Here is a 20,350-nt window from a genome sequence, read left to right on the forward strand (position 1 = left end):
CCCGGGCTCGACCGATGAAAACCTTCCACTGCAATCACTGCTCGCACCTCGTCTTCTATGAAAACGTCCGCTGCGAACGCTGTGAGTCATTGCTCGGCTATGTACCCGAACTCGCGGAAATCAGCGCGTTCGAAGACGCCGGCGAAGGACACTGGCGGAGCCTGCATCCCGCCGCCGATGGCGCGCTGTTTCGCCAGTGTCACAACTACGCCGTTGAAAACGTTTGCAACTGGATGATCCCTGCCGATTCGCCCGACGCACTATGCCGCGCCTGTCAGTTGACCCGCACGATTCCGAATCTGAGCGCGCCGGACAACCGTCTGTACTGGTACCGGCTGGAAATGGCGAAGCGTCGCCTGCTTTACACGTTGGCAGAACTCGGGCTCGACGTGAAATCGCGTCAGACGGACCCGGAGTATGGCCTTGCCTTTGAGTTTCTCGAAGACGGCGGCGACGGCGCGCATGTGATGACCGGGCACGACAACGGACTGATCACGCTCAATATCGCCGAAGCCGACGATGCGCACCGCGAGGAGGTCCGCACCGCGATGGGCGAGCCGTATCGCACGCTGCTCGGTCATTTCCGGCATGAAACCGGGCACTACTACTTCAGCCAGCTGGTGGAGAACAATCCGCGCTGGCTCGAACCGTACCGCAAGCTGTTCGGCGACGAGAGCGTCGACTATGGCGAGGCGCTAAATGCGTACTATCGCGACGGCGCGCCCGCCGACTGGCAGTCGTCGTTTATCAGCGCCTATGCCACGATGCATCCGTGGGAAGACTGGGCGGAAACATGGGCGCACTACATGCTGATCGTCGATGTGCTGGATACGTCAACGTCCTATGGCGTCGCGCTGCTGCCCGACGATCCGAGCGAGCCGACGTTGACGGATCGCACGCCGGTTGAAGACGCCAGCTTCGAGAATTTGATGAAGCGCTGGTTTCCGCTCACCTATGCGTTGAACAGCCTGAACCGCAGTCTCGGGATGGCGGATGGGTATCCGTTTACGCTAGCGGCGCCGGTGGTCGACAAGCTGCGTTTCGTGCATCGCGTGATTGCGGAGGCGGGCGACAAATCGCGGCCGAGGGAGGCGGCGACACCGGCCGGGGAAACGGCGCCGCCGGGCCATGCAGCACAGGCAGCTGGCGTTGCGCAGGCTGGTTCGCCGGCGCCCTTGCCGCCGCCGGCGCAAGCGACGGCAAATGACGCGCCTGTGACGCCTGCAGAGCCGCCAGCCCCGCCGGTTGCCGCGCAAGCCGCGCCATCGTCGGCAGACGTGGCTGCGGCACAGCCGCAGCCACCCGCCCCGCCGGTTGTTGCGCCGGCATCTGCAACAGAGCCGGCCGGAGCGCCGGCCAAGCCAACACCGCCCGCAACCGGCACGGCACCCGTTCCGCAGAGTCAGTAGCGTGAACGCGTTACCTCTTCCAAACTGACGATGCCCGCAAAAAAGCCCGCCGCCGGATCAACCGGCAGCGGGCTTTCTCCATCAACGGCACAACGAACCCAGCACCGTCAATCAGTACGCCACATACGGCCCTGTCCCGCCGGGTGTCGTCTGCTGCTCGACGGCCGCATAGATGTTGCGGCCATAGAAAAACGGCAGTCCCCAATCGAACACCGACGACGCCACGAAAGCCGGTCCCGCCAGCAACGGCAGCGCCGAATCGCCCGCATATGTCTGCGCGATCGATGTCGCGTTGCCGACCGTAAAGTTCACCGCGCTCGTCACGCCATTCACGCCTTCGATCGTCGCGCTCAATTGCGCCGTCGAGACCGGACAGTAATACGCGCCGTTCGGACTGGCGCACGCAGGCATCGCGCTGGTCTGGAAGAACAGCCCGGTCGAACCGCTGTCCAGGATACTGTGCGCATACGTCGTACCGTTCTGCACTGTCGTGAACGTGCCATTCGATGGACTGACGCCGATCACCTGCGCACTGCCGAGCGAGTTGTTGCTCTGCGTGCCGATGCCGAACACCAGTTGCCCGCTGACCGACTGCGCCGCACCCGATACGGTCGGGAGACTCAGCATCGAGCCGTTGTTGTCGGTGGCGAAGTAAGGGATCGGATTGGCCACCTGATATTTTTCATCCAGCGGAATCGACGTACAGGCGGTGCCATTGCAACCGTAGTACGTACCGGCCAGCGCCTGTTCAACACAGTTCGCACCGCAATCGTGCTTGAACACGCCGATGCCGAGAATCCCATTGGCCTGCAACGTGGCCGGCGTGTTACGCGACGCGCCCACGCTCGAACAATCGGAAGGCAACGAAGCGTAGCCCGGATCGATCACCTGGATCGGCAGCGATGCTGCGGTTTCACCGGCTATCTGCAGATCGGCGAGCTTCACCGAACCCCACGTGTAGCCATCGAAAAATTGCATGCATTCGGCCACCCGATTGCCCGATGCGTCCTGCTGCTGCGGCAGGTTCATCGACGCGGGCAATTGCGAGGCGAACACCCGCACGCCCCATGAGCCGGTGTCCACCAGCATGTGGTCGATGGTCTGGCATTGGGTCGTGCCGGGCACGCAAAGCGTGACGCTGACGAACGGCATGTTCGGCACGTTACTCACGCCGGAGTCGACCGTCACACGTACCGCGTTAGCCGCAAGCACTTGCGACGAAGGCGACGTGTTCGTCACGGTCGACCCCGTCGACGATGTGCTCGAATTACTCGAGCCGGTCGAACTGCTGGAGTTGGCGGTCGTGCTGGCGCCGCTGGAACCCCCGCCGCCTCCGCCGCCGCACGCGCTGACCACCAGCGCGAGCAAGGCCGCGCCCACCAGGGTAATGAACGAAGAGCTATGACGCATGATCTGCTCCGTTATTGGATGACGCTGACATCGACGCCAGCGGGTACCGCTTGCGGCAGATACGCGTGGCCAGAAAACGCGCGCAGGTGTCCGCTGGAGAAGATCACCAGATCGCTGTTCGATACGGCGAGCGGTGTGCCACGACGGGTCGCCGTGGCGGCAACGTAGGTGTCGAACGAGGCGCCCAGCATCGCTTTCAGATCGGGCAGCGTCGGGCCGTCCCACGCGACCCCGAACACGATCCCGCCCGGCGCGACGTACTCCCGTACCGCGGTGCCGGACGGCATCGTGATCAGGTGCACCGAATACGCGCGTTGCGTCATCGCCGAATGAGCGACGGCGCGCAGGTGCGTCTGGTCGCTGTCGATGGTGCTGACGTTCTGGCCAAGCGTGGCGTGCGCGGCAAACGACAACGCGCAACCCGCCCCGAGCATTGCGCGAGCAATGCGGGTAAGGAGCATCGGTTTCAAGAGATTTCCTTCGACGTGAAACGCTCACGACCCTGGCGATCAAACGAATCGCGAGCGCAAATTCAGGGGCGCACAACTGGTTGGGAGTGCCGGCATGGCATTCGAAGTCAGTTGGGCTGCGTGAATGCGTCTACGGAGTGGCGGGGCGAAACTTTAGTGAGCGTGACGGTGCGGAGCAATCGTTTGCGGAATGATTCAAACCTTTGACTGCAGCCATGCCGTTCGAACCGGTGGGAGCAATCGGGTCGTAATCAACGAGGAGTGGCGTTCTGACGGCCTTTTATGCGGATTGATTCGTTTAAAGCAAACCGCCGGTCCCGATAGCGAAGACGCAGTAGAAATAATTCCATCTGTCCCGCATATATTCCAATTTGTAAGCGCATATTTAAAAATCCAACGAAAAACACCCTTTTCTTCTGACGATAAACGTCAGAAATCCCGCTTTCATGTGAAGAAAAAACAGCCGCACGATCGTCTCTCGGTACGCGCAAAAAAATACCGCGAATGACTCGACGGTCATTCGCGGCAGTGTCACTGCATCGAATTACGCTGCGCTCGAATCAGTCGATTCGAGCACAACGCAGTGGCTACTTTTTCTGCTGCTGCAAAAGCGACTTCAGCTCCTGCACATTCTCTTCTACGCGTTTTGCGATCACCGCATACGACTCCGCTTGCGTTTGATAAGCGGCTTGCGCGAGTTGCTGCATATCGGCGAGCGACTTATGCAGACTCTGCTGGATCAGCTCGGCGGTTTTCGACGAAGGCGTTACACCACCGGCCGACAGTTGCCCGGTGAGGGACTGCAATTCGCCCAAGGTTGAACGCAACATATCGGCCTGCTTCTGGGCCAGCGACTGCATTCCCTGAAAAGCCGTCTGATTCGCCTGAACCAGTGCTTCCATGTCCTTGCGTCGCGCTTCCATGATGGCGGGTACGTCGAAGCCGGGGAGCTTGAATTGCTCCAGCATTTTGGTGAAATCGCCAAACGGATTGGCGGCGTCAGGTCGGTCCATGCGAAATCCTCCTTAACGGTTAAATACTCGCGGCCCGTCCAGCGCCGTGAGATGTTTCCAGGGCTCGGACAGGTGGCCGCGACGTGTGCCATGCGCGCCGCAAAGCCTTACTGGTTCTGGGGTCGGACGGCACATCGGTTCAATCATGCGCTATCCGGAAACATTGCGCCAGCGGACTCTCCCTGGCTCGCGCGCTGCGTTTCGCCGATCCCGACGACGAGCGGCATGGCCGGTGCAAGGTTTGGTAAGTTACACAACGGCTTCAGTAACCCTACGAATCGGCAGGTCGTCTATCGTTGCTCATGTGTCGGCGCACTGTGGCGTCGACGTTGTCTCGACGGGAGCGACATCATGAAAAAAGTACTTTTCAGCGCGGCTGTGGCCGCCTTTCTAAGCGTGGCCGCGACGGCTGCGTTCGCCCAGGACGTATCCGCACCTCCGCCCCCACCGCCGATGCACGGCGGCCCCGATCATGGCGACGGTGCGCACGAGCAACATGGTCCTGGAGGTCCGATGATGGGCCCGCGCGGTCCCGCCTTCGCGGTGATCAACGATCTGGAACAACTGCGCCGCCTGTATGCGATGAGCGGACATGAAGGCGAAATCGTCGCGGTGTATCACGACGTGCTGAGCAAGACGCAGGACCCGATGCTGCGCCACTACGTGTACGACTCGCTGGCTCGCGAGCAGTTGAAACCGGCTAATCCCGATCAGGCCATCGCGACGCTGCGCACCAGTCTCGCGGAAGATCTGACGGCGGCGAACAAGCCGCCTCATGGTGCGCCGCCGGTTCAGCCTCAGTAAGTCGAGGTACCGCGAGCACGCGTGGTTCGCCCGCGCCTCTGCGGTGGCGTGACCTCCTGACGACGGCGCGCGAGCGCGAGAAACGCGCGCACCGCACCGTCGGTTTCGTCTGCGCGGCTGATCAGCAGAAGATCCGCCTGAAACTCTTTTTCGACGATGGGCCGATAGGTCAGGTTCGGGATCGTCACCTGGTCGAGCGGCGCGGGCACCAGCGCGACGCCCAGCCCGGCTGCGGCCAACGCCAGCACGCTGAGCGTGCTGGATACGCGATGCGCCACGTTCACGTCGAACCCATACTGCCGACGCAGCAGCGCGGCGCTGTCCTCTCCTGTGTCTTTGCCGTTCCCGGCTGAATAGACGATCAGCGGCTGCGCCGCGAGCGCTTTCAGCGACACGCGTTTCTTGCTGGCCAGTGCATGAGTGTCGGCCAGCGCCGCCATCATCGGCCAGGCGCCGATTTTCTCCGCGCGCAGTTGCGGGTCGAGTACGAGCCCCTGACTCGGGCAATAACCGACATCGATTTCCCCAGCCAGGATCGCCTCCCCCTGCCGATGCGGCGCCATCTCTACCAGGTCCAGTTGCACCGCCGGATAGTTCTGTTGCAGCGCGCGCAAGTCGTTCATCAGCGTGCCGGTCAGCACCGCGTTGCCGGCAAAGCCGACCTTCACGTTGCCGGTCTCGCCACGCAGCGAGCGCTGCACAATCGCCTTCGCGCGCTCCGCCTGCGCCAGCGTACGACGCGCTTCAACCAGCAGCAACGCGCCCGCCTCGGTCAGCGCGACCTTCCTGCTCGTACGCATGAACAGCGCGCCGCCAATCTCTTCTTCGAGCGCGCGAATCTGCATGCTCAACGCCGGTTGCACAATATGAAGCTGTTCGGCGGCACGGCCGAAATGGCCCGTTTCGGCCACGGCGACGAAATAACGGAGATGGCGCAGATCCATGAGATTGATCATTTACATTGATGGATCAATCATATCAATCTATTTGAGTTGTGACCGGTTTGGAGCGAAGCTATCGGTCGAAGGGGCGAATACACGTCCAACACACTTCCATTGCGCGTCGATAACCAAAAGGATTCTCATCATGCAAACCGCTGACATTCAAACGTATCTGCAAGATCGCCAAAGCATTGCCGATCTGATGACGGGATGGATCCACCGAGATCTCGCGCAATGGGACTCGTTGCGCGATCTGTTTCACCCTGAAGGTGAAATCGAAGTGACCTGGTTTGAAGGACTGGCCAGCGAGTTTATCGACGCATCGATGCGCATGGGCCAATCCGATTTGCGCACCAAACACTTCATTGCGTCACCCGTGGTGACGTTCAACGGCAACAAGGCGATCGTCGAAACCAACGCAGTGATCGTCGCCGAAAACGTCCGCTTGCATCTGGGCGGCAGTGCGCACAACCGCTTCTACGATCTCGTCGAAAAACGCAACGGCGCGTGGAAAATCGTCAAGCGTCAGAGCATTTACGACATGGGCTCGTTCACTTTTCCACGCGGTGTGGTCGAGATCGACGGCGCGGTGGTCGACCGTTATCCGCGCGAATATGCGCCGCTCGCTTATCTACTGGAAAAGAGTGGCTTTCCAGTGAAACGGGTGTTTGCGACGAAAGGCAGCGAACTCGAAAAAGACATGAAGGCTGCGGGCGCGGCATGGCTCGCTAACTGAGCGCTGGCTGAATCGTGAGCGACGGGTAACTGCGCGCTCTCTGCGCAGTGAACCCTGCTGCAATGAAATGACGTTGAAAGGCGCAGTCAACCGGCATGCGTGGTCAGTTTATTGTCTGCATCGGGATTTAATTTCCGCTTCAAAAAAGGGCCACGGTAAATCCGGCCCAACAGCCGTTTGATTTGAAACGCTCCTGGCAATTTGCGAAGCGAGCGTTCAACCGGTGCGTTGGCTTTCCCACACTACAGATGACTGGCGACTTTTCATCTTCCATCAGGTGATTAGGATATGAGCACCGCAACGTAAGTGCCAGGTGCAGAATGCGCTATCCGCTAAATCTGATCGTCGCCGCCGTCCTGCTAGTCTTCGTCCTCGGATGCATCGTCAAGCTCGCACTGAGCTGATGCTCGATATCGCTCGATCCCGCTCCACATCCTCAGGTTAATTTTCGTCTTCACGCCGCGCCCTTCTGACGCCGGTCAATCACACTCCCCGTTTTCCTCGCTACATCCGTTCATTTCCTGCCGCGACATCGCGCGAAATAATTGCTGAATGGAGTTCCCCAGGCGACTCGCCCATACTTCGTTTCGCTGCCGGTGCGTCAGAAACAGAACGCATGAGATCAAGAGTGCTTCACGTGCGAATCGCTTCGCCGATGATCAACGATCCTACGGTTGCCCGATCATCGGTGAGTGCATTCGAACTTACCGGCACCGCGTGCCGAGCTCAGGATGAACATGTTTAATTCAATGAATTTCGTCAGAAAAAATGCCGCCCGCTTTGTCTGCGTGACAATGGTCTGCTGCAGCGCGCTGCTGACCGGTTGCGCCGGCAGCAATATCACCAATGCCAGCGAAGCGAATGCGCGACCCCAAGTGCGCCCGGACAACATTTATGTCTACACCTTCGACGCCAATCCTGACCAGGTCAAACTGGACGGCGGCATGTTGCAGAAACTGAAAACGCAGCTTGAAGGTTCGTCGGCCGCGCAAAAACAGGTTGCCGACGCGGACCAGGTACGTGAACAGGTCGCCAATGAAATCGTGCATCAATTGCAGTCGATGGGTCTGCACGCGATTCGCTCAGATGGTCCCGCGCCCGCCGATCAGAACGTGCTGCTGGTGCAAGGCAGCTTCGATACGATCGACTCGGGCAATCGTCGTCGCCGTGTGTTGATCGGCCTCGGTGCAGGCAAGAGCCAGGTAAGCAGTTCGGTGCAGATTCTGTATAAACCGGCGGGCGGCGCACCGCGTCTGGTGCAAAGCTTTACCGCCGACGCCGACAGCGGCAAAGCCCCTGGCATGGTGGAAACCGCGGGCGTGGGTGCAGCGGCGGGCGTCGTGGCGACCTCGGCGGCGGTGGGCGGGGGCTTGCACGCTGCGTCGGAAACCAAGCGCGCTGGCGTGTCGGCGGATGCAAAGCGCCTCGCCGACGCGGTAGCGAAACAGATCGCGCAGATTGGGGTCAACGGCGGATGGCTTTCGACGGAACACGTTAAAGGCTGAGCAGCGCTCGCTGGTTGGAACAAGCGCGGTTGAACAAGCTCATCATCAGCACCCAACCGCGCCTGATTTCAGGCACTCGTATAACGTAGCCACACGGCATCGTGTGGCTGTTTTTCAACCGACGTCAGCTTCAGATAAGCCGGTTTCCGCCACTTCTCCATTGCCACTTCAAACGACGATGGATGTTCGCTACGGCCATCCACCAGCGGCACGATCAGCACACTGACCTCGTCGACGAGACCGGCGTTGACGAATGCGCCGCTGACATGCGAGCCGCCTTCGACGATCAGCTTCTTCACGCCGAGTTCCTTCGCCAGTGTCTGCACCACCTTGTCGAGATCGATCTCGCTCTTGCCGCCGAACACATACGACACGCCGATCGATTGCAGATACGCCAGATAGTCGTCGGGAACCTGCTCAGTGAGCACTTCGATCACGTGTGATTTGAGCGCCGTGTTGCTTTTCCACGCGACACGTCCTTGCGGATCGATCGAGATCGCATATTGCGACGCGTTGCGCTCGGCGAAATGATCGGTGCGGGGGATCGCGCTCTTGGCGAGTCCCTTCGGATAATCGGTGCCGTGTGCGATCTCCTGCATCGTGACGCGGCCGCAGATCCAGCCATCGGCCTCAAATGTGGCGGCGGTGGTTTCGTAAAGATCGCTGGCGAAGTCGAGGTTCCACCCGTCGGTCAAACTGCGGCCGTCGAGTGAGGACATCATGTGAACGACGATATAAGGTTTCATGCGCAAGCCTCCGTGTAAGATCGACGCGCAGATCAACGCGCAGCTCGATAAAAACACCTTGCAGCAAGGGCTGTTCCGCAGTCAGCCGGTAACGGCACGACTCATGTCAGCACGACCCGCCAGGATGCGGCGCGGGCCGGCTGTCGATCATGCTTCGCAACGAGTCGAGCCCACGACTGATCCAGCTTTTGACGGTGCCGATCGGGGCATCTAATGCATACGCAATTTCAGACTGCGATTGCCCCCGAAAATAGGCGAGCGCGATCGCCTGCCGTTGAACCGGTGTCAGACGGCCGAGATAAAACGACAGACGTTCGGCATCCACGGAAAATTGCTGGGAGAAATCGTCGTCGGCCTCGACCGGTGCGATGTGCTCGTCGATGTCCTCGACATAAAACCCGGAATACGCGTTGCGCCGCAAATAATCGAGCGCCTGGTTCTTGACGATGGCCGACATCCACGTGGACGGCGACGCTAGAGTGGGATCGTACGTGCCGGCAAATCGCCAGATTTTGATGAAGCCGTCCTGCACCACTTCTTCCGCGGATTCGGTGGTTCGCGTTACACGCAATGCAAGCCCGAACAGCGACCGGGCAGAGGCCCGGTACAACGCCTCGAACGCGCTGGCGTCATGCTTTGCGATACGCCTGAGAAGGCCCGCGAAATACGCGTTCTTCTCATGCAGGCCGTGCGCGACGATGGCCGCGCCCTCCGAAGCATCCTGTTGCATGGCGCCTCCCTGTGTGACGATGCGTGCTACTCGGCGTTCTACTCGTGAGCGGCCTCGGGCGGCTGTTGCGCGGAGAACTGGAACCAGCCCTCTTCGCGCGCGACCCGTTCGAGCGCCGCTTCGACCATCGCACAGGCCCGATTGCTGACATCGCCGAGATAGCGATGCAACGCGGCGTCCTGTGCGGAGCGCGATGTGCATGTATCGCTATAACGCTCGAACGCCGACAGCTTCTCCACCAACTCCACGAGGTGACGCGGGCATTCACATACAATCGTCGACGAACGGGTTGCCATGGCTTCCAGTTCGCTGTCGTCATAGCGGCGGCCCACGCGTGACCACACGACGTCGTCGCCGCTACGCTCCTGAAGATGAACGCGCTCGCACAGGTCGGTGAGCATCTGGCGGAATTCGGTGCGGCTTTCGGCCTCGCGATGCAGCCGCACGCCGGCCGCGCGCAAGATCTCCGCCGCTGGCCCTGTACCAAAGCCGTAGACCACCGCGATTGCCTTCGCGCGGACTGCACCGCCGAGCGCGATGATCTGCGTGGCCACGTCTTCCTGCAGCGAGTCGACGCTGATCAGCAACGCGTCAAACGACGCGGGACGCTCGAGGTTGCCGTTTGCGGGTTGGGCTTCGGTGAGACCACCGAACGTAGTCAGCGTGGTCACGCCGTATTGCTGCAAATCGACGCCAGCGTTCTGCAGATGCTGCGCAAACTGCCCACCGACGAACGCCATCCTGATCTCGCCCGGCACGCCGTCGGCCGCGTGGGGCGAGCCGCCACCGTCGCCCGTATTCCGCGACGCGAGCATTTGCAACTGCTCGCGGTCAAGCCGCGCAATGGCACCGATTGCATGCCCCCGGCTGACCAGCAATTTGATCAATGTGAGCCGCCTGACATCGTCTTCCGAATACAGACGCTGACCCGACGCGGTCTTGGCCGGCCCGACCACGCTGTAACGGCGTTCCCAGATTCGCAGCGTCGTGACCGGCATTTTTGCCAGACGCGCCGCCTCGCCGCTTCGGTAGCCGTGCTTGTCCGAAGAACGATCTCCATTTGAATTCGCCATGAAACGCCTCGCAGTTCTCTTTTCGATTCAAGAATACGCGAAATAACGAGGTTTCGAAACGTTTATCGACTCATTCAAGAAATTGAAACGGTCTTCTCGACGCACAGTGATTTCGAAAATGTCCGCCAGCGTTGTCGCACAGGGCATGCGGAGGCCATTCGAGCAGTCATTTCGCGGGACGACGTGCGATAGGAGCAAACGGGGGCCCTGCGGAATGGAAAGATGGTGGCGTCACGCACGGCTCTGAGTCGCGTGACACACGCCTCTCTCCGCGTCGTGGGAACACGGGGAGTTTTAAAGTTGGCGGCAGTAGCGGATCGAGATCCGGGCGCATAGCCGACGCACCTCTGGACTCGCGCCCACGCCGGGATTAGCTGAACTTCGAGCGCGTGAAAGGCGCATGGCCGAAGGGCCACGCGCCCGACATGAAATGCCAGCACCGCCGGCGCGACTAAGGTTATCGCCGCAACTTACGAGTCACTATGAAACGCTATATGCGACATGGCGACTCCCTTCCGCAGCCAAACCAGATCGTCAACCGCGCCAAAGATTCCGCATCAACGCTAGCAATGCCGTCGGCGCCGTGCCTTTTTGACAATAACCATCGAAATTGTGACGCGCCTTACCGGTTTCTTTCACGTGATCCTCATCCAGCGAGGTGAACGCGACGATCCCCAGGCTGTGCGTCGGCAGATAACTGCGTAGCGCGCTCGCGGTTTCGTAACCGTCGCGCTCCGGCATCATGATGTCGAGCACGACCACGTCAGGCACCCAGTCTTTCACGCAGCGCAACGCCTCCGCGCAGCCATTGGCCGCGCGGGCCTCCACGCCTTCATAAGACAGGTAGATGGCGAGCGCCTCGGCTGCGCCGGCGTTGTCGTCAACGACAAGAACGCGCGGCACTTCGTGTAATAACCGGACCTCGCGGGCGCTCCACCTTTTGCAAGTAGACGGTGTTCGGGACATGCAGGGCAACTCGCGATAAAAACGTCTGTTTCCCGCAGCAAACCACGTGCCAAGTTGGACAACGGCCCGGCGGAAAAAATAAGCAACCCCTCCTCCAGCTTGGATAGAAGCGCTTCCATCGTATCTTTGTTGCATAGCGACAACGGGATCAGTGTCGAGGTGGTTTTTAATAATAATGATTCGCATTTGCACTATAATGGCCGCCGACTAGGAGTTGTAAGCATGTACAGAATGGCCTTGAAAGGCACGACCGGTACACGCGAGCAGCCAGAAAAATGCCGCCCGGATTCCACACGCGCCCCGGGACGGAAGATCGACGACCATCCCAATTTTTTACTTCATGCCAGTTTCACGTTTGTACGAACCGCAGGTTGCGCCTGCCCAAACAGCGGTGAATCGCGCCGCGATCGCCGCCGCCATTGCAGTCGCGTTCAGCATGCCGGCTCTGGCTTTGGCCCAGTCGACCGATACCACGTCGGCACCTGACAGCACCCTTCCCGCAGTCAAGGTGCAGGCGACCAAAGACACACTGCCAGGCGATCTGTCGCCCGCGCTGCCCGGTGGGCAAGTCGCGAGCGGCGCGCAAATCGGCGTGTTGGGGCAGCAAAAGCTCATTGACGTGCCATTCTCGGTGACGAGCTATACGTCCAAGCTCATTCAGGATCAACAGGCGCACACGCTCGCCGATGTCGTCGCCAATGACCCCGCGGTCCGCACTGCTCTGGGCTACGGCAACTTTGCCGAGACGTACATTATTCGTGGCTTCGAAGTTTATTCGGACGACATCGCGCTGAATGGCATGTACGGCCTGACGCCGCGCCAGATGGTCAATACGGGTGCGATCGAACGTGTCGACATCTTCAAGGGCGCAAACGCTTTCGTGAACGGCGCCGCCCCTGGTGGCTCGAACGTTGGGGGCAGCATTAACGTCCAGACGAAAGTTGCCGACGACAAGCCGCTCACTCAGGTGACCGTCGAGGGCAGCGCATCGGGCGAGCTCGGCACGCATGTGGACGTGGGTCGCCGCTTCGGCTCGAACGACCAGTTCGGCATTCGCGTGAACCAGACCGTCGAAGGCGGCGACACGGCCGTGGACAATGAAACACGTCACGATCAGCAGACCGCCGTGTCGCTCGACTATCGCGGTGACAAGCTGCGTCTGTATGCCGATTTCCTTTATCAGAAAGAACACATCTCAGAAGGTCGACCGGGTGTCTTCGTGACGGGCGACGTAGTTCCGGGCACCCCATCCGCAAGCTACAACTACGCGCAACCGTGGACCTATTCCGAAATGGAAGACACGGTCGGCATGCTGCGTGGCGAATACGACATCGCACCGAACTGGACCTTCTACGCGGGCCTTGGCACCCGGCACACCACCGAAAACGGCGACTACTCGACGGTGGCCTACGACGAAGGCAGCGCGCTCGGCTATCGCATGGGCACCATGCACAAGGAGTATTCGCTGTCGGCGCAAGCCGGCGTGCGCGGCAAGTTCGACACGGGGCCGGTCACTCACTCGTTGAACCTCGGTTGGCAGTTCAATCGCGTGGCCGCTTATAACGCTTACAACTTCTCCGACTTTTCGGCAGAGTTCCCTACCAGCCTCTACGCCACGCCCTCGGTACCGCGTCCCGCCACCTCGTTCGGCGCGGGTGATTTCGCCGACCCGGGTTTGACGAGCGTGGCGCTCATGCGCAGCTTTGTCGTGTCGGACACGATGGGTTTCTTCGGCGACCGCTTCCTGTTCACGGTTGGCGCCCGCCATCAGAACCTTGTCCAGAATGGCTACGACTACGGCACCGAGGTGCAGAACTCGGCGTATAACCAGTCGGCCACCACCCCGATTCTTGGTGCGGTCTACAAGATCCAGCCGAATCTGTCCGTGTACGCTAACCGGAGCGAAAGTCTCGTTCAGGGCGGCACGGCGCCGAGCACCGCCGTCAATATTGGCGCGATCCTCTCGCCGTTCCGCGCCAAGCAGTACGAAACCGGTATCAAGTACGACGCCAATCACTATGGTGCGGCACTCGCGATTTACCAGATCAAGCAGCAGGTTGCTTTCACGGACAGCACGACTGGAATTTACGCGGCTAACGGTGAGCAACGTCACCGCGGCATCGAGTTTTCGATGTATGGCGAACCGCTCAAGGGCCTGCGTCTGATCGGTGGTGCTTCGTATATCAATGCGAGTCTGCAGGATACGGACGGCGGCACGGAGAATGGCAATCGCCCGATCGGCGTGCCGGCGTGGACGTTCAACGCCAACGTCGAGTACGACATTCCCCAAGTCACGGGCCTGACGCTCATGGGACGTGCGCTCTGGACAAGCACGCAATATCTCGATCAGGCGAATACGCAGCAGGTGCCGTCGTGGACGCGCTTCGATGTCGGCGCGCGCTATCAGACCAGCGTGTTCAAGCACAACACCAGCTTCAAGGTGATGGTGACGAACCTCGCCAACCGGTCGTACTGGTCGTCGGCCCTCGGCGGCTATCTGACTCAGGCTGAGCCTCGCACGGCCTGGTTCTCGGTCACGACGGACTTCTGATGCTAATGATGCCGAGGCCTGCGATGGCCTCGGCATCAGCAGCGTACGGCACCTTTACAACGGCTCGCGGTTCTCGATTTCATCCCGGACCTCGGGTTCTTTCGTTCTCGCGAAGATAGCGTGCGGTCCCGGCAGCGTTTTTGTTTGTGATCGTCGCTGCGTGTTATGACCGGTTCTGATATGGGACAACGAGGCTCACTTTGCAGCCTTCAGGTTGGCGGTGACACTTACAACACAACCGCAAATCTCACCGCCCTTCCCGCGTCTCCACCACCTCTCGCGCATCGAGCCTCTCCGGCTCGTCGTCCGCCGCCGCTTCAAGCTGCACGCCGTCCTTCCCCCGCACCGACCACACACTATCCCCCCGCTCCGACCCAACCCGCTGCCACGTCTTGCGCCACATCCACGCGAAACACAGCGCCCCGAGCGCCGCGCCAATGTCGACACCAAGGGCTCCGGCATTGGCGGAAAACCATAATCCGCTCGACGGCGCCAGCGCACCGATCAGGCTCAACACAGGAATCGCTGCGGTCGACAACGTCGCCAGCGCGAGCAATTCCACCGAACCACGCGCCGCGCCACGCAACATCGCCCACCCGATCGCGGCGACAAACGTCGTGTAGTAAATCCCGACATGCCACGCGTGCAGATCGCCCACGCGTCCGGCCAGCAACTTGCCCGCCGCGAGCGTCAACGAAATCCCGCAGATGCAGCCAAGCGTCACGCCCACGGTCAGCGACGCCATCACGAACGTCGAACGACGCTGCATAACCGGCACCCCATCGCGCCGCATCGCCTTGCGCCGGCTCTCGATCCAAAGCAGGTTGCCTGAATAAAACAGAAACGCGCCGGCGAGTCCGAGCGCGAAATAACCCCATTGCACCGGCGCGCCGCCATACGTGCCGAAGTGCAGCGCGTAGAACGCGCTCGTCGCCGACGACCAGTTCGTGCCACCGCCGCCATCCGGCAGAAACTGCGCATTCAGAAACTTGCCGCTGAACGGGTCCATCAGCGCGAAGCCGCCGTCACGGGCGAGAAAACGCACATCGTCTCCGGCGATGAACACGGTTGCACCCGCCCGTCCCGCGCGACGATAACGCAGTGCCGTGGGCTCGAACCGCGGCGCACGTTCGCGCACGCTGGCGAGCAATTGAGCAGGCGACAACATCGACGGAGCGGGTTCGGACGCGGCATGCGGCGCAGCAGGCGCCTTCGCGAAGTACGGGTTCTGCGCGACCATCATCGGCTGAAGCGTGCCTTGGTAGATCAGCTTGTCCTGCACGTCGAAGATATAGTCGCTCAAGCCGAACGCGACGACCGAGAGCGCCATCACCACATGGAACGGCAAACTCAGAATGCCGACCGCGTTGTGCGCATCGAGCCACATCCGCTTCAGATTCCTGCCAATACGTAACGCGAACAGGTCTTTCACCAGCGTCGGCAGCAGCACGATCACGCCGGACACCAGCGCGAGTCCGTACAGCAGCGACACCACGCCCATCACGCCGACACCGATGTCATAGCCGCCCGGCACGCCACCGGTCATGTGAATCAGGTCGATGAAGCTCGCCGCGTCCGAAGGACGGCTTTGCGCGGTGTGCAATTGTCCCTGGTCGTCGAGCCACGCATCAAAGCGCTGCCCAGGCGCGGACTGCCAGGACAGCCGCACGCGGTTGGCATCGACGAGCGCCAGCGTGAACAGCTTGCGTGCAGCCGGATAAGCGCTGAGCGTGCGTTCGATCAGCACATCCGCGTGATCGAGCGGCACCGATGGCACGGCGCGAACGGCTGGCGGCGTCGTCCAGTCGGTCAGCGAGTCCTTGAACATCGTGACCGCACCGGCATAGAACGCGATAAAAAGCAGCAGACCGGCAACGATGCCAGTCCACGTATGAACGGTTTTATAAACGCGAAGAATGTCGCTGCGCATGCTGAACGGAAGATGAAACAAGCGGCGCGCCGCTCGAAGAATGGAGGGCTAAAGCACCTGAAAAACGCTCAGAACGGCACGCGCTGACAAAGCAGAACCAGCGCGAACGCGGCCAGATTGGCTAACGCAAGCCAGCCGAACGCGCGAGCGCCGCTGCGAAACATGAATGACGCACAAGCGAGCGCAATCCACAGCGGCGGCACGAGCCACATCGCAACATGAAATTTGCTCGCCGCGGTCAGGCCACCTGGTGACAAACGCGCAAACAGCGCGCTCGCTGCAAGCGCCAGACCGAAGCCGCCGATCACACCGGCGACGAACTTCATCAGCAGATCGCGCTCGATCGAACTGGCGGCGCGGCGGGAAGTAGCGACACGTGTCATGGTGCGGCGCGCGTTGAACGGCTGCGCCCGATCAGTGCGCCGATGAACGGCGCTGCGGTCAGACACGTCATCAGTACCGTTACGACCACTGACAACGAAGCCGCTGGCTGCAACGCGTGAGCCGCGCAAGCCAGCGATATCGCGATGCACACGAGCGCCGCCACGCGCGCGGGCCTGGCGGGCCAGGGCGCGCGCAGCCAGCGTTGCACGGACGTGCTGACATACAACAGCAACGCGCCGGCAATAGCCGGCGCGACGATCAAAACATTGCCCATGATTCAACGAGACAGCGTGTGTGGCGGCGGGGCCGCATTAATGAGAATGATTATCATACACGCAAGCACGCTGTTCGGCAGTGCGGCTGGGGCGCAGCGCGATCTCAGCCGCCGTTCGTACCGCGTCACGGCGGCGATTCGACAGCGATTCGACGGCTGAAACAACCGTGGCCTGAATCTCCGAAGCGCCACGGTCATGACAGGATCGCGCATCAGAACCGGTGACGCATCCCCGCAGCCACCACCACCTGCTGATTCGTCGACGACGCGGTTTGTCCGCTGACATCGGCGGTCAGACCCGACCCGTCGGCACTGACGTGCTGATAGCTGCCTTGCAGATACACGTCGGTCCGCTTGGACAGCGAGTAATCGGCCATCAGCGACACTTCCTGCCACTTCGGATGATGCGCGCCGGTGTCGGTCGACATGGCACCCGACGTGTACGTGTATTCGCCGTTCAGACTCAACGCCGACGTCAGCGCATAACTCGCGTTCGCTTCGTAATTGTTGAAGCTCGCACCCTGCCCATTCGCAGCGATCCCGAGACTGTTCGCGCCGTTGATCGTGTCGAGCCCACCGAGTTGCGTACGCGTCCAGACGAAGCCGAGGGTCGCCGCACCGACCGTATAGTTCGCGCCCGCGCCAAAGGTGCGCTGACGGGCTGCGATAAAGGTCCGGTCGGTCAACGTAATGGCGCCGTTCGTGTTGGTCGTGCTGCCGCCGTTATTTGCCTGCAGATAACCCGCGCCGAGACTCAACGGGCCGTTGTTGTACGACGCGCCGAAGCTGTACAGACGGTTGTCGGAGAAACCGCCCGCTTGATTCGAGAAGCCATACAGCGAGCCGAAACGCAGGCCGTTGTAATCGTTGCTCGCGAACTTCACCGAATTGTCCACGCGGAACGAGTTATTCAGATTGTCGTTATCGAACGGATGCGCAGACAGGTTGTTGCCGCCAGGATGATGTCCGGTGAAGCTCAGCGGCGCGAGGTAGTCCACCACCGAGTCATATTGCCGGCCGAGCGTGACTGTGCCGAAGCGGTCGTTCGTCAAGCCCGCATAGGCCTGATAGCCGAACAGCCGGCCGCCCTGACGCATCGAGCCGTTGGTCACGCTAAAACCGCTTTCGAGCTGGAAAATCGCAGCCGTGCCGCCACCCAGATCTTCGCGGCCATGAAAGCCCCAGTGGCTGCCCGTCACGGTGCCGCTGCCCGCCTGCACGTTGCTGTGACCGCCCTGATTATTCGTGTATGACAGACCCGCATCGATAATCCCATACAGCGTCACACTCGACTGCGCGTGCGCCATCGGTGCGAAGCCCGCGGCATACCCCGCCGCGCACGCGGCCATCACAAGAACCTTCTTCATCTTCTTCCTGGTTTGTTGTTAGTAGATTGGGACCGCCGTCCACGCGCAACGACGCCGCGCCCTTTCGCAAGGGCGCTGCTCGAAGTACGGCAAACGGCGTGAGAAGTGGCTGGCTGGCCGCGTGGTTATGGGCTGACGGCGCCCATGCGGTTGGCGATGCCGGTGCGATCGGCGAGACCGTCGATCAGCACTTGATGGTGTCCGCGCGAGCACGGCTCGATCCGCGCGAGAACACCGAAAACCTGGGCGAGGCTCGCCGCCGTGACGACCTGTGGCGGCGGCCCGAAATGCACGATGCGTCCGTCATGCAGCAGCATCGCGCGGTCGCACGCACGCATCGCGACGTTGATGTCGTGCAGCACGACGACCGTCACGATGCCGCGCTCGCGCGTGACTTCGCGCAATACCTGCATCACGTGAAACTGATGGTTCAGATCGAGCGCCGACAACGGCTCGTCGAGCAGCAGCACCTGCGGGTCGCGGATCAGCGCCTGCGCAATGCCGACCAGCTGTCGCTGGCCGCCGGACAACTCATCGAGTGAACGCGCGGCGAGCGCTTCAATGCCGAGGCGCTGCAACACCGCATGCGCGTGTTCAATCTCGCTCGAATGCGGTTTGCCGCGCGGCTGCTGTGCGCCGTCACGCGTCGCGCGCGCGGCTACCAGCACGGACTCCAGCACCTGCAGACGCACGCCCGCAGGCAACGCTTGCGGCAGGTAGACGACGCTATGCGAACGCGCACTGACCGCGGAAAGCGCCAGCATTTCACCATCGAGCGACAACGATCCGTTGCTCGCCTTCGTCAGACCCGCCAGCGTGCGCAGCAGCGTGGACTTGCCACTGCCGTTCGGGCCGAGCAATGCGGTGATCTGTCCGCGCGGCAACGGACCGGCGTCGAGCGAAACGAGCACGGGGCGCTTGCCGTAATTCACGCTCAGATCGTGGATATTCAGTCCGCTCAATTGAGTTGCCCCTGTGAGCGCACCACGATGCCCAGAAATAGTGGAATGCCGACCAGCGCCGTGACGATGCCGACCGGAATCAGCACGCCCGGAATGATCAGCTTCGACGCAATCGATGCAAGCGACAGCATCAGCGCGCCGATCAGCGTGCTGCCCGGCAAATAGAAGCGATGATCTTCGCCGAACAGCGTGCGCGCGATATGCGGCGCAATCAGCCCGACAAAACCAATCGTGCCGACAAACGACACCGCCAACGCCGACAGCACCGACACGCGCAACAAGGTCCCGAGACGCAGGCGGCGCACGTCGATACCAAAGCTCGCCGCGCGGTCTTCGCCGAGGCGCAGCGCGGTGAGCGTCCACGCGTTACGCATCGACAGCGGCAACGCGATCGCGAGCGCAGCGCTCAATACGCCGATCTTGGTCCAGTCGGCGCGCGCCAACGAACCGAGCGTCCAGAAGACCAGGCCTTGCAGCGCGTCGGCCGAAGCGATGAATTGCATCAGCTCGACCAGCGCATGAAACGCGAACACCAGCGCGATGCCCATCAACACGACCCCCGCCGTGCTCATGCCGCGCCAGCGTGCAACGCCATCCAGCACCATGGCCGACAGCAACGCGAACACGAACGCATTGGCCGAGACGATCCACGTCTGCGATACGCCGGGAATCGCGATATCGAGCACGATCGCTAGCGAAGCGCCAAACGCAGCCGCCGCCGACACCCCCAGCGTATAAGGACTCGCAAGCGGATTATTGAGGATGGTCTGCATCTCCGCGCCCGACAGCCCCAGCGACGCGCCAACGATCAGCGCCATCACCGCATACGGCAAACGGATCTGCCAGACGATCACACTGGTCGCGGGATCGGCGGAGCCACGCTCGAACACCGTGCGCAACAGCGTCGCGATGGGCAGCCCCGACGGTCCGGAGCGCAGATCGAACAGCAGCGAGCCGACGATCAGCAACGCCACCACCAGCAGCCACACGACGCGGCGTTGGACGAGCCGCCGGTAATCGTGGACCACCGCACCATGCGGCAATGACGCAGAAGGTTCAAGCGTGGACATCGGCGAATC

19 protein-coding genes and 1 pseudogene are annotated in these 20,350 nt (G+C 61.3%); 6 read left to right on the plus strand and 14 right to left on the minus strand.

Annotated features, from left to right (window positions below; translation table 11 throughout):
- Positions 1 to 14: 14 nt before the first annotated feature.
- Positions 15 to 1,079 (plus strand): annotated as a pseudogene (locus tag LMG28727_RS09935) (zinc-binding metallopeptidase family protein); the annotation flags it as partial.
- 441 nt (positions 1,080 to 1,520) lie between these two features.
- On the opposite strand, the gene LMG28727_RS09940 reads toward LMG28727_RS09935, so the two are convergent.
- Together LMG28727_RS09940 and LMG28727_RS09945 are read right to left on the minus strand one after the other, a co-directional pair.
- Positions 1,521 to 2,819, minus strand: coding sequence for a DUF3443 domain-containing protein (locus LMG28727_RS09940; protein ID WP_201642130.1), 1,299 nt, complete (start codon positions 2,817 to 2,819; stop codon positions 1,521 to 1,523).
- Positions 2,820 to 2,830: 11 nt separating this feature from the next.
- The gene (locus LMG28727_RS09945) at positions 2,831 to 3,280 is read right to left on the minus strand and encodes a DUF2844 domain-containing protein (RefSeq protein ID WP_201642387.1); all 450 of its coding nucleotides are present in this window, start codon (positions 3,278 to 3,280) and stop codon (positions 2,831 to 2,833) included.
- Between the two features lie 199 nt (positions 3,281 to 3,479).
- On the opposite strand from LMG28727_RS09945, the gene LMG28727_RS09950 reads away from it, so the two are divergent.
- A complete protein-coding gene (locus tag LMG28727_RS09950) occupies positions 3,480 to 3,797 on the plus strand; it encodes a hypothetical protein (protein WP_201642131.1) in 318 nt (105 codons plus the stop codon).
- Between the two features lie 79 nt (positions 3,798 to 3,876).
- On the opposite strand, the gene LMG28727_RS09955 is transcribed toward LMG28727_RS09950, so the two are convergent.
- Positions 3,877 to 4,302 carry a phasin family protein gene (locus LMG28727_RS09955; protein WP_201642132.1) on the minus strand — a complete coding sequence of 142 codons (426 nt, stop codon included), beginning with the start codon at positions 4,300 to 4,302 and terminating at the stop codon, positions 3,877 to 3,879.
- Between the two features lie 351 nt (positions 4,303 to 4,653).
- Between LMG28727_RS09955 and LMG28727_RS09960 the strand changes: the two genes are divergently transcribed.
- Positions 4,654 to 5,106: a hypothetical protein gene (locus tag LMG28727_RS09960; RefSeq protein ID WP_201642133.1), complete on the plus strand. Its 453-nt coding sequence runs from the start codon at positions 4,654 to 4,656 to the stop codon at positions 5,104 to 5,106.
- Here LMG28727_RS09960 and LMG28727_RS09965 read toward each other — a convergent pair.
- Positions 5,100 to 6,050, minus strand: a complete 951-nt coding sequence (locus LMG28727_RS09965; RefSeq protein WP_201642134.1) for a LysR substrate-binding domain-containing protein — start codon at positions 6,048 to 6,050, stop codon at positions 5,100 to 5,102. The genes LMG28727_RS09960 and LMG28727_RS09965 overlap by 7 nt on opposite strands.
- A gap of 142 nt (positions 6,051 to 6,192) precedes the next feature.
- On the opposite strand from LMG28727_RS09965, the gene LMG28727_RS09970 reads away from it, so the two are divergent.
- Positions 6,193 to 6,783: a nuclear transport factor 2 family protein gene (locus LMG28727_RS09970; protein ID WP_236591690.1), complete on the plus strand. Its 591-nt coding sequence runs from the start codon at positions 6,193 to 6,195 to the stop codon at positions 6,781 to 6,783.
- Between the two features lie 737 nt (positions 6,784 to 7,520).
- Entirely contained in the window at positions 7,521 to 8,288 is a 768-nt protein-coding gene (locus tag LMG28727_RS09975) for a DUF4410 domain-containing protein (protein ID WP_201642135.1), read from the plus strand.
- 68 nt (positions 8,289 to 8,356) lie between these two features.
- Here the strand turns inward: LMG28727_RS09975 and LMG28727_RS09980 are convergent, their stop codons facing one another.
- The 4 genes from LMG28727_RS09980 to LMG28727_RS09995 all read right to left on the minus strand — a co-directional run bounded on the left by LMG28727_RS09980 (position 8,357) and on the right by LMG28727_RS09995 (position 11,803).
- A complete protein-coding gene (locus LMG28727_RS09980; RefSeq protein ID WP_201642136.1) occupies positions 8,357 to 9,034 on the minus strand; it encodes a dihydrofolate reductase family protein in 678 nt (225 codons plus the stop codon).
- A gap of 106 nt (positions 9,035 to 9,140) precedes the next feature.
- The gene (locus tag LMG28727_RS09985; RefSeq protein WP_201642137.1) at positions 9,141 to 9,764 is read right to left on the minus strand and encodes an RNA polymerase sigma factor; all 624 of its coding nucleotides are present in this window, start codon (positions 9,762 to 9,764) and stop codon (positions 9,141 to 9,143) included.
- A 38-nt stretch (positions 9,765 to 9,802) separates the two neighbouring features.
- On the minus strand, positions 9,803 to 10,837 hold the full coding sequence (locus LMG28727_RS09990) for a MerR family transcriptional regulator (RefSeq protein WP_201642138.1): 1,035 nt from the start codon (positions 10,835 to 10,837) through the stop codon (positions 9,803 to 9,805).
- A 534-nt stretch (positions 10,838 to 11,371) separates the two neighbouring features.
- Positions 11,372 to 11,803, minus strand: a complete 432-nt coding sequence (locus LMG28727_RS09995) for a response regulator (protein ID WP_201642389.1) — start codon at positions 11,801 to 11,803, stop codon at positions 11,372 to 11,374.
- Between the two features lie 340 nt (positions 11,804 to 12,143).
- Here LMG28727_RS09995 and LMG28727_RS10000 point away from each other — a divergent pair, with 340 nt between their 5' ends.
- Positions 12,144 to 14,354, plus strand: coding sequence for a TonB-dependent receptor (locus LMG28727_RS10000; protein WP_201642139.1), 2,211 nt, complete (start codon positions 12,144 to 12,146; stop codon positions 14,352 to 14,354).
- 247 nt (positions 14,355 to 14,601) lie between these two features.
- Here the strand turns inward: LMG28727_RS10000 and LMG28727_RS10005 are convergent, their stop codons facing one another.
- From LMG28727_RS10005 to LMG28727_RS10030, 6 genes are all read right to left on the minus strand, one after another.
- Positions 14,602 to 16,305 carry a PepSY-associated TM helix domain-containing protein gene (locus LMG28727_RS10005; protein ID WP_236591691.1) on the minus strand — a complete coding sequence of 568 codons (1,704 nt, stop codon included), beginning with the start codon at positions 16,303 to 16,305 and terminating at the stop codon, positions 14,602 to 14,604.
- 47 nt (positions 16,306 to 16,352) lie between these two features.
- The gene (locus tag LMG28727_RS10010; RefSeq protein WP_236591692.1) at positions 16,353 to 16,667 is read right to left on the minus strand and encodes a hypothetical protein; all 315 of its coding nucleotides are present in this window, start codon (positions 16,665 to 16,667) and stop codon (positions 16,353 to 16,355) included.
- Positions 16,664 to 16,942: a hypothetical protein gene (locus LMG28727_RS10015; RefSeq protein ID WP_201642140.1), complete on the minus strand. Its 279-nt coding sequence runs from the start codon at positions 16,940 to 16,942 to the stop codon at positions 16,664 to 16,666. Before LMG28727_RS10015 ends, LMG28727_RS10010 begins: the two co-directional genes overlap by 4 nt.
- 212 nt (positions 16,943 to 17,154) lie before the next feature.
- On the minus strand, positions 17,155 to 18,309 hold the full coding sequence (locus tag LMG28727_RS10020) for a porin (RefSeq protein WP_201642141.1): 1,155 nt from the start codon (positions 18,307 to 18,309) through the stop codon (positions 17,155 to 17,157).
- Positions 18,310 to 18,434: 125 nt separating this feature from the next.
- Positions 18,435 to 19,271, minus strand: coding sequence for an ABC transporter ATP-binding protein (locus tag LMG28727_RS10025; protein WP_201642142.1), 837 nt, complete (start codon positions 19,269 to 19,271; stop codon positions 18,435 to 18,437).
- Positions 19,268 to 20,341 carry a FecCD family ABC transporter permease gene (locus LMG28727_RS10030; protein ID WP_201642143.1) on the minus strand — a complete coding sequence of 358 codons (1,074 nt, stop codon included), beginning with the start codon at positions 20,339 to 20,341 and terminating at the stop codon, positions 19,268 to 19,270. The genes LMG28727_RS10025 and LMG28727_RS10030 overlap by 4 nt, the downstream gene beginning before the upstream one ends.
- Positions 20,342 to 20,350 lie beyond the last annotated feature (9 nt).

Origin of the sequence: Paraburkholderia metrosideri (genome assembly GCF_904848625.1) — a bacterium.
Lineage (GTDB): Bacteria > Pseudomonadota > Gammaproteobacteria > Burkholderiales > Burkholderiaceae > Paraburkholderia > Paraburkholderia metrosideri.

Excerpts from the sequence above, each read along its gene's own strand:
- LMG28727_RS09990 (WP_201642138.1), bottom strand. The coding sequence starts at position 10,837 with ATGGCGAATTCAAATGGAGATCGTTCTTCGGACAAGCACGGCTACCGA.
- LMG28727_RS09945 (WP_201642387.1), bottom strand. The coding sequence starts at position 3,280 with ATGCTCCTTACCCGCATTGCTCGCGCAATGCTCGGGGCGGGTTGCGCG.
- LMG28727_RS10000 (WP_201642139.1), top strand. The coding sequence starts at position 12,144 with ATGCCAGTTTCACGTTTGTACGAACCGCAGGTTGCGCCTGCCCAAACA.
- LMG28727_RS10020 (WP_201642141.1), bottom strand. The coding sequence starts at position 18,309 with ATGAAGAAGGTTCTTGTGATGGCCGCGTGCGCGGCGGGGTATGCCGCG.
- LMG28727_RS09940 (WP_201642130.1), bottom strand. The coding sequence starts at position 2,819 with ATGCGTCATAGCTCTTCGTTCATTACCCTGGTGGGCGCGGCCTTGCTC.
- LMG28727_RS09950 (WP_201642131.1), top strand. The coding sequence starts at position 3,480 with ATGATTCAAACCTTTGACTGCAGCCATGCCGTTCGAACCGGTGGGAGC.
- LMG28727_RS10030 (WP_201642143.1), bottom strand. The coding sequence starts at position 20,341 with ATGTCCACGCTTGAACCTTCTGCGTCATTGCCGCATGGTGCGGTGGTC.
- LMG28727_RS09980 (WP_201642136.1), bottom strand. The coding sequence starts at position 9,034 with ATGAAACCTTATATCGTCGTTCACATGATGTCCTCACTCGACGGCCGC.
- LMG28727_RS09970 (WP_236591690.1), top strand. The coding sequence starts at position 6,193 with ATGCAAACCGCTGACATTCAAACGTATCTGCAAGATCGCCAAAGCATT.
- LMG28727_RS09955 (WP_201642132.1), bottom strand. The coding sequence starts at position 4,302 with ATGGACCGACCTGACGCCGCCAATCCGTTTGGCGATTTCACCAAAATG.
- LMG28727_RS10010 (WP_236591692.1), bottom strand. The coding sequence starts at position 16,667 with ATGACACGTGTCGCTACTTCCCGCCGCGCCGCCAGTTCGATCGAGCGC.
- LMG28727_RS10015 (WP_201642140.1), bottom strand. The coding sequence starts at position 16,942 with ATGGGCAATGTTTTGATCGTCGCGCCGGCTATTGCCGGCGCGTTGCTG.
- LMG28727_RS09985 (WP_201642137.1), bottom strand. The coding sequence starts at position 9,764 with ATGCAACAGGATGCTTCGGAGGGCGCGGCCATCGTCGCGCACGGCCTG.
- LMG28727_RS09995 (WP_201642389.1), bottom strand. The coding sequence starts at position 11,803 with ATGTCCCGAACACCGTCTACTTGCAAAAGGTGGAGCGCCCGCGAGGTC.
- LMG28727_RS09960 (WP_201642133.1), top strand. The coding sequence starts at position 4,654 with ATGAAAAAAGTACTTTTCAGCGCGGCTGTGGCCGCCTTTCTAAGCGTG.
- LMG28727_RS09965 (WP_201642134.1), bottom strand. The coding sequence starts at position 6,050 with ATGGATCTGCGCCATCTCCGTTATTTCGTCGCCGTGGCCGAAACGGGC.
- LMG28727_RS09975 (WP_201642135.1), top strand. The coding sequence starts at position 7,521 with ATGTTTAATTCAATGAATTTCGTCAGAAAAAATGCCGCCCGCTTTGTC.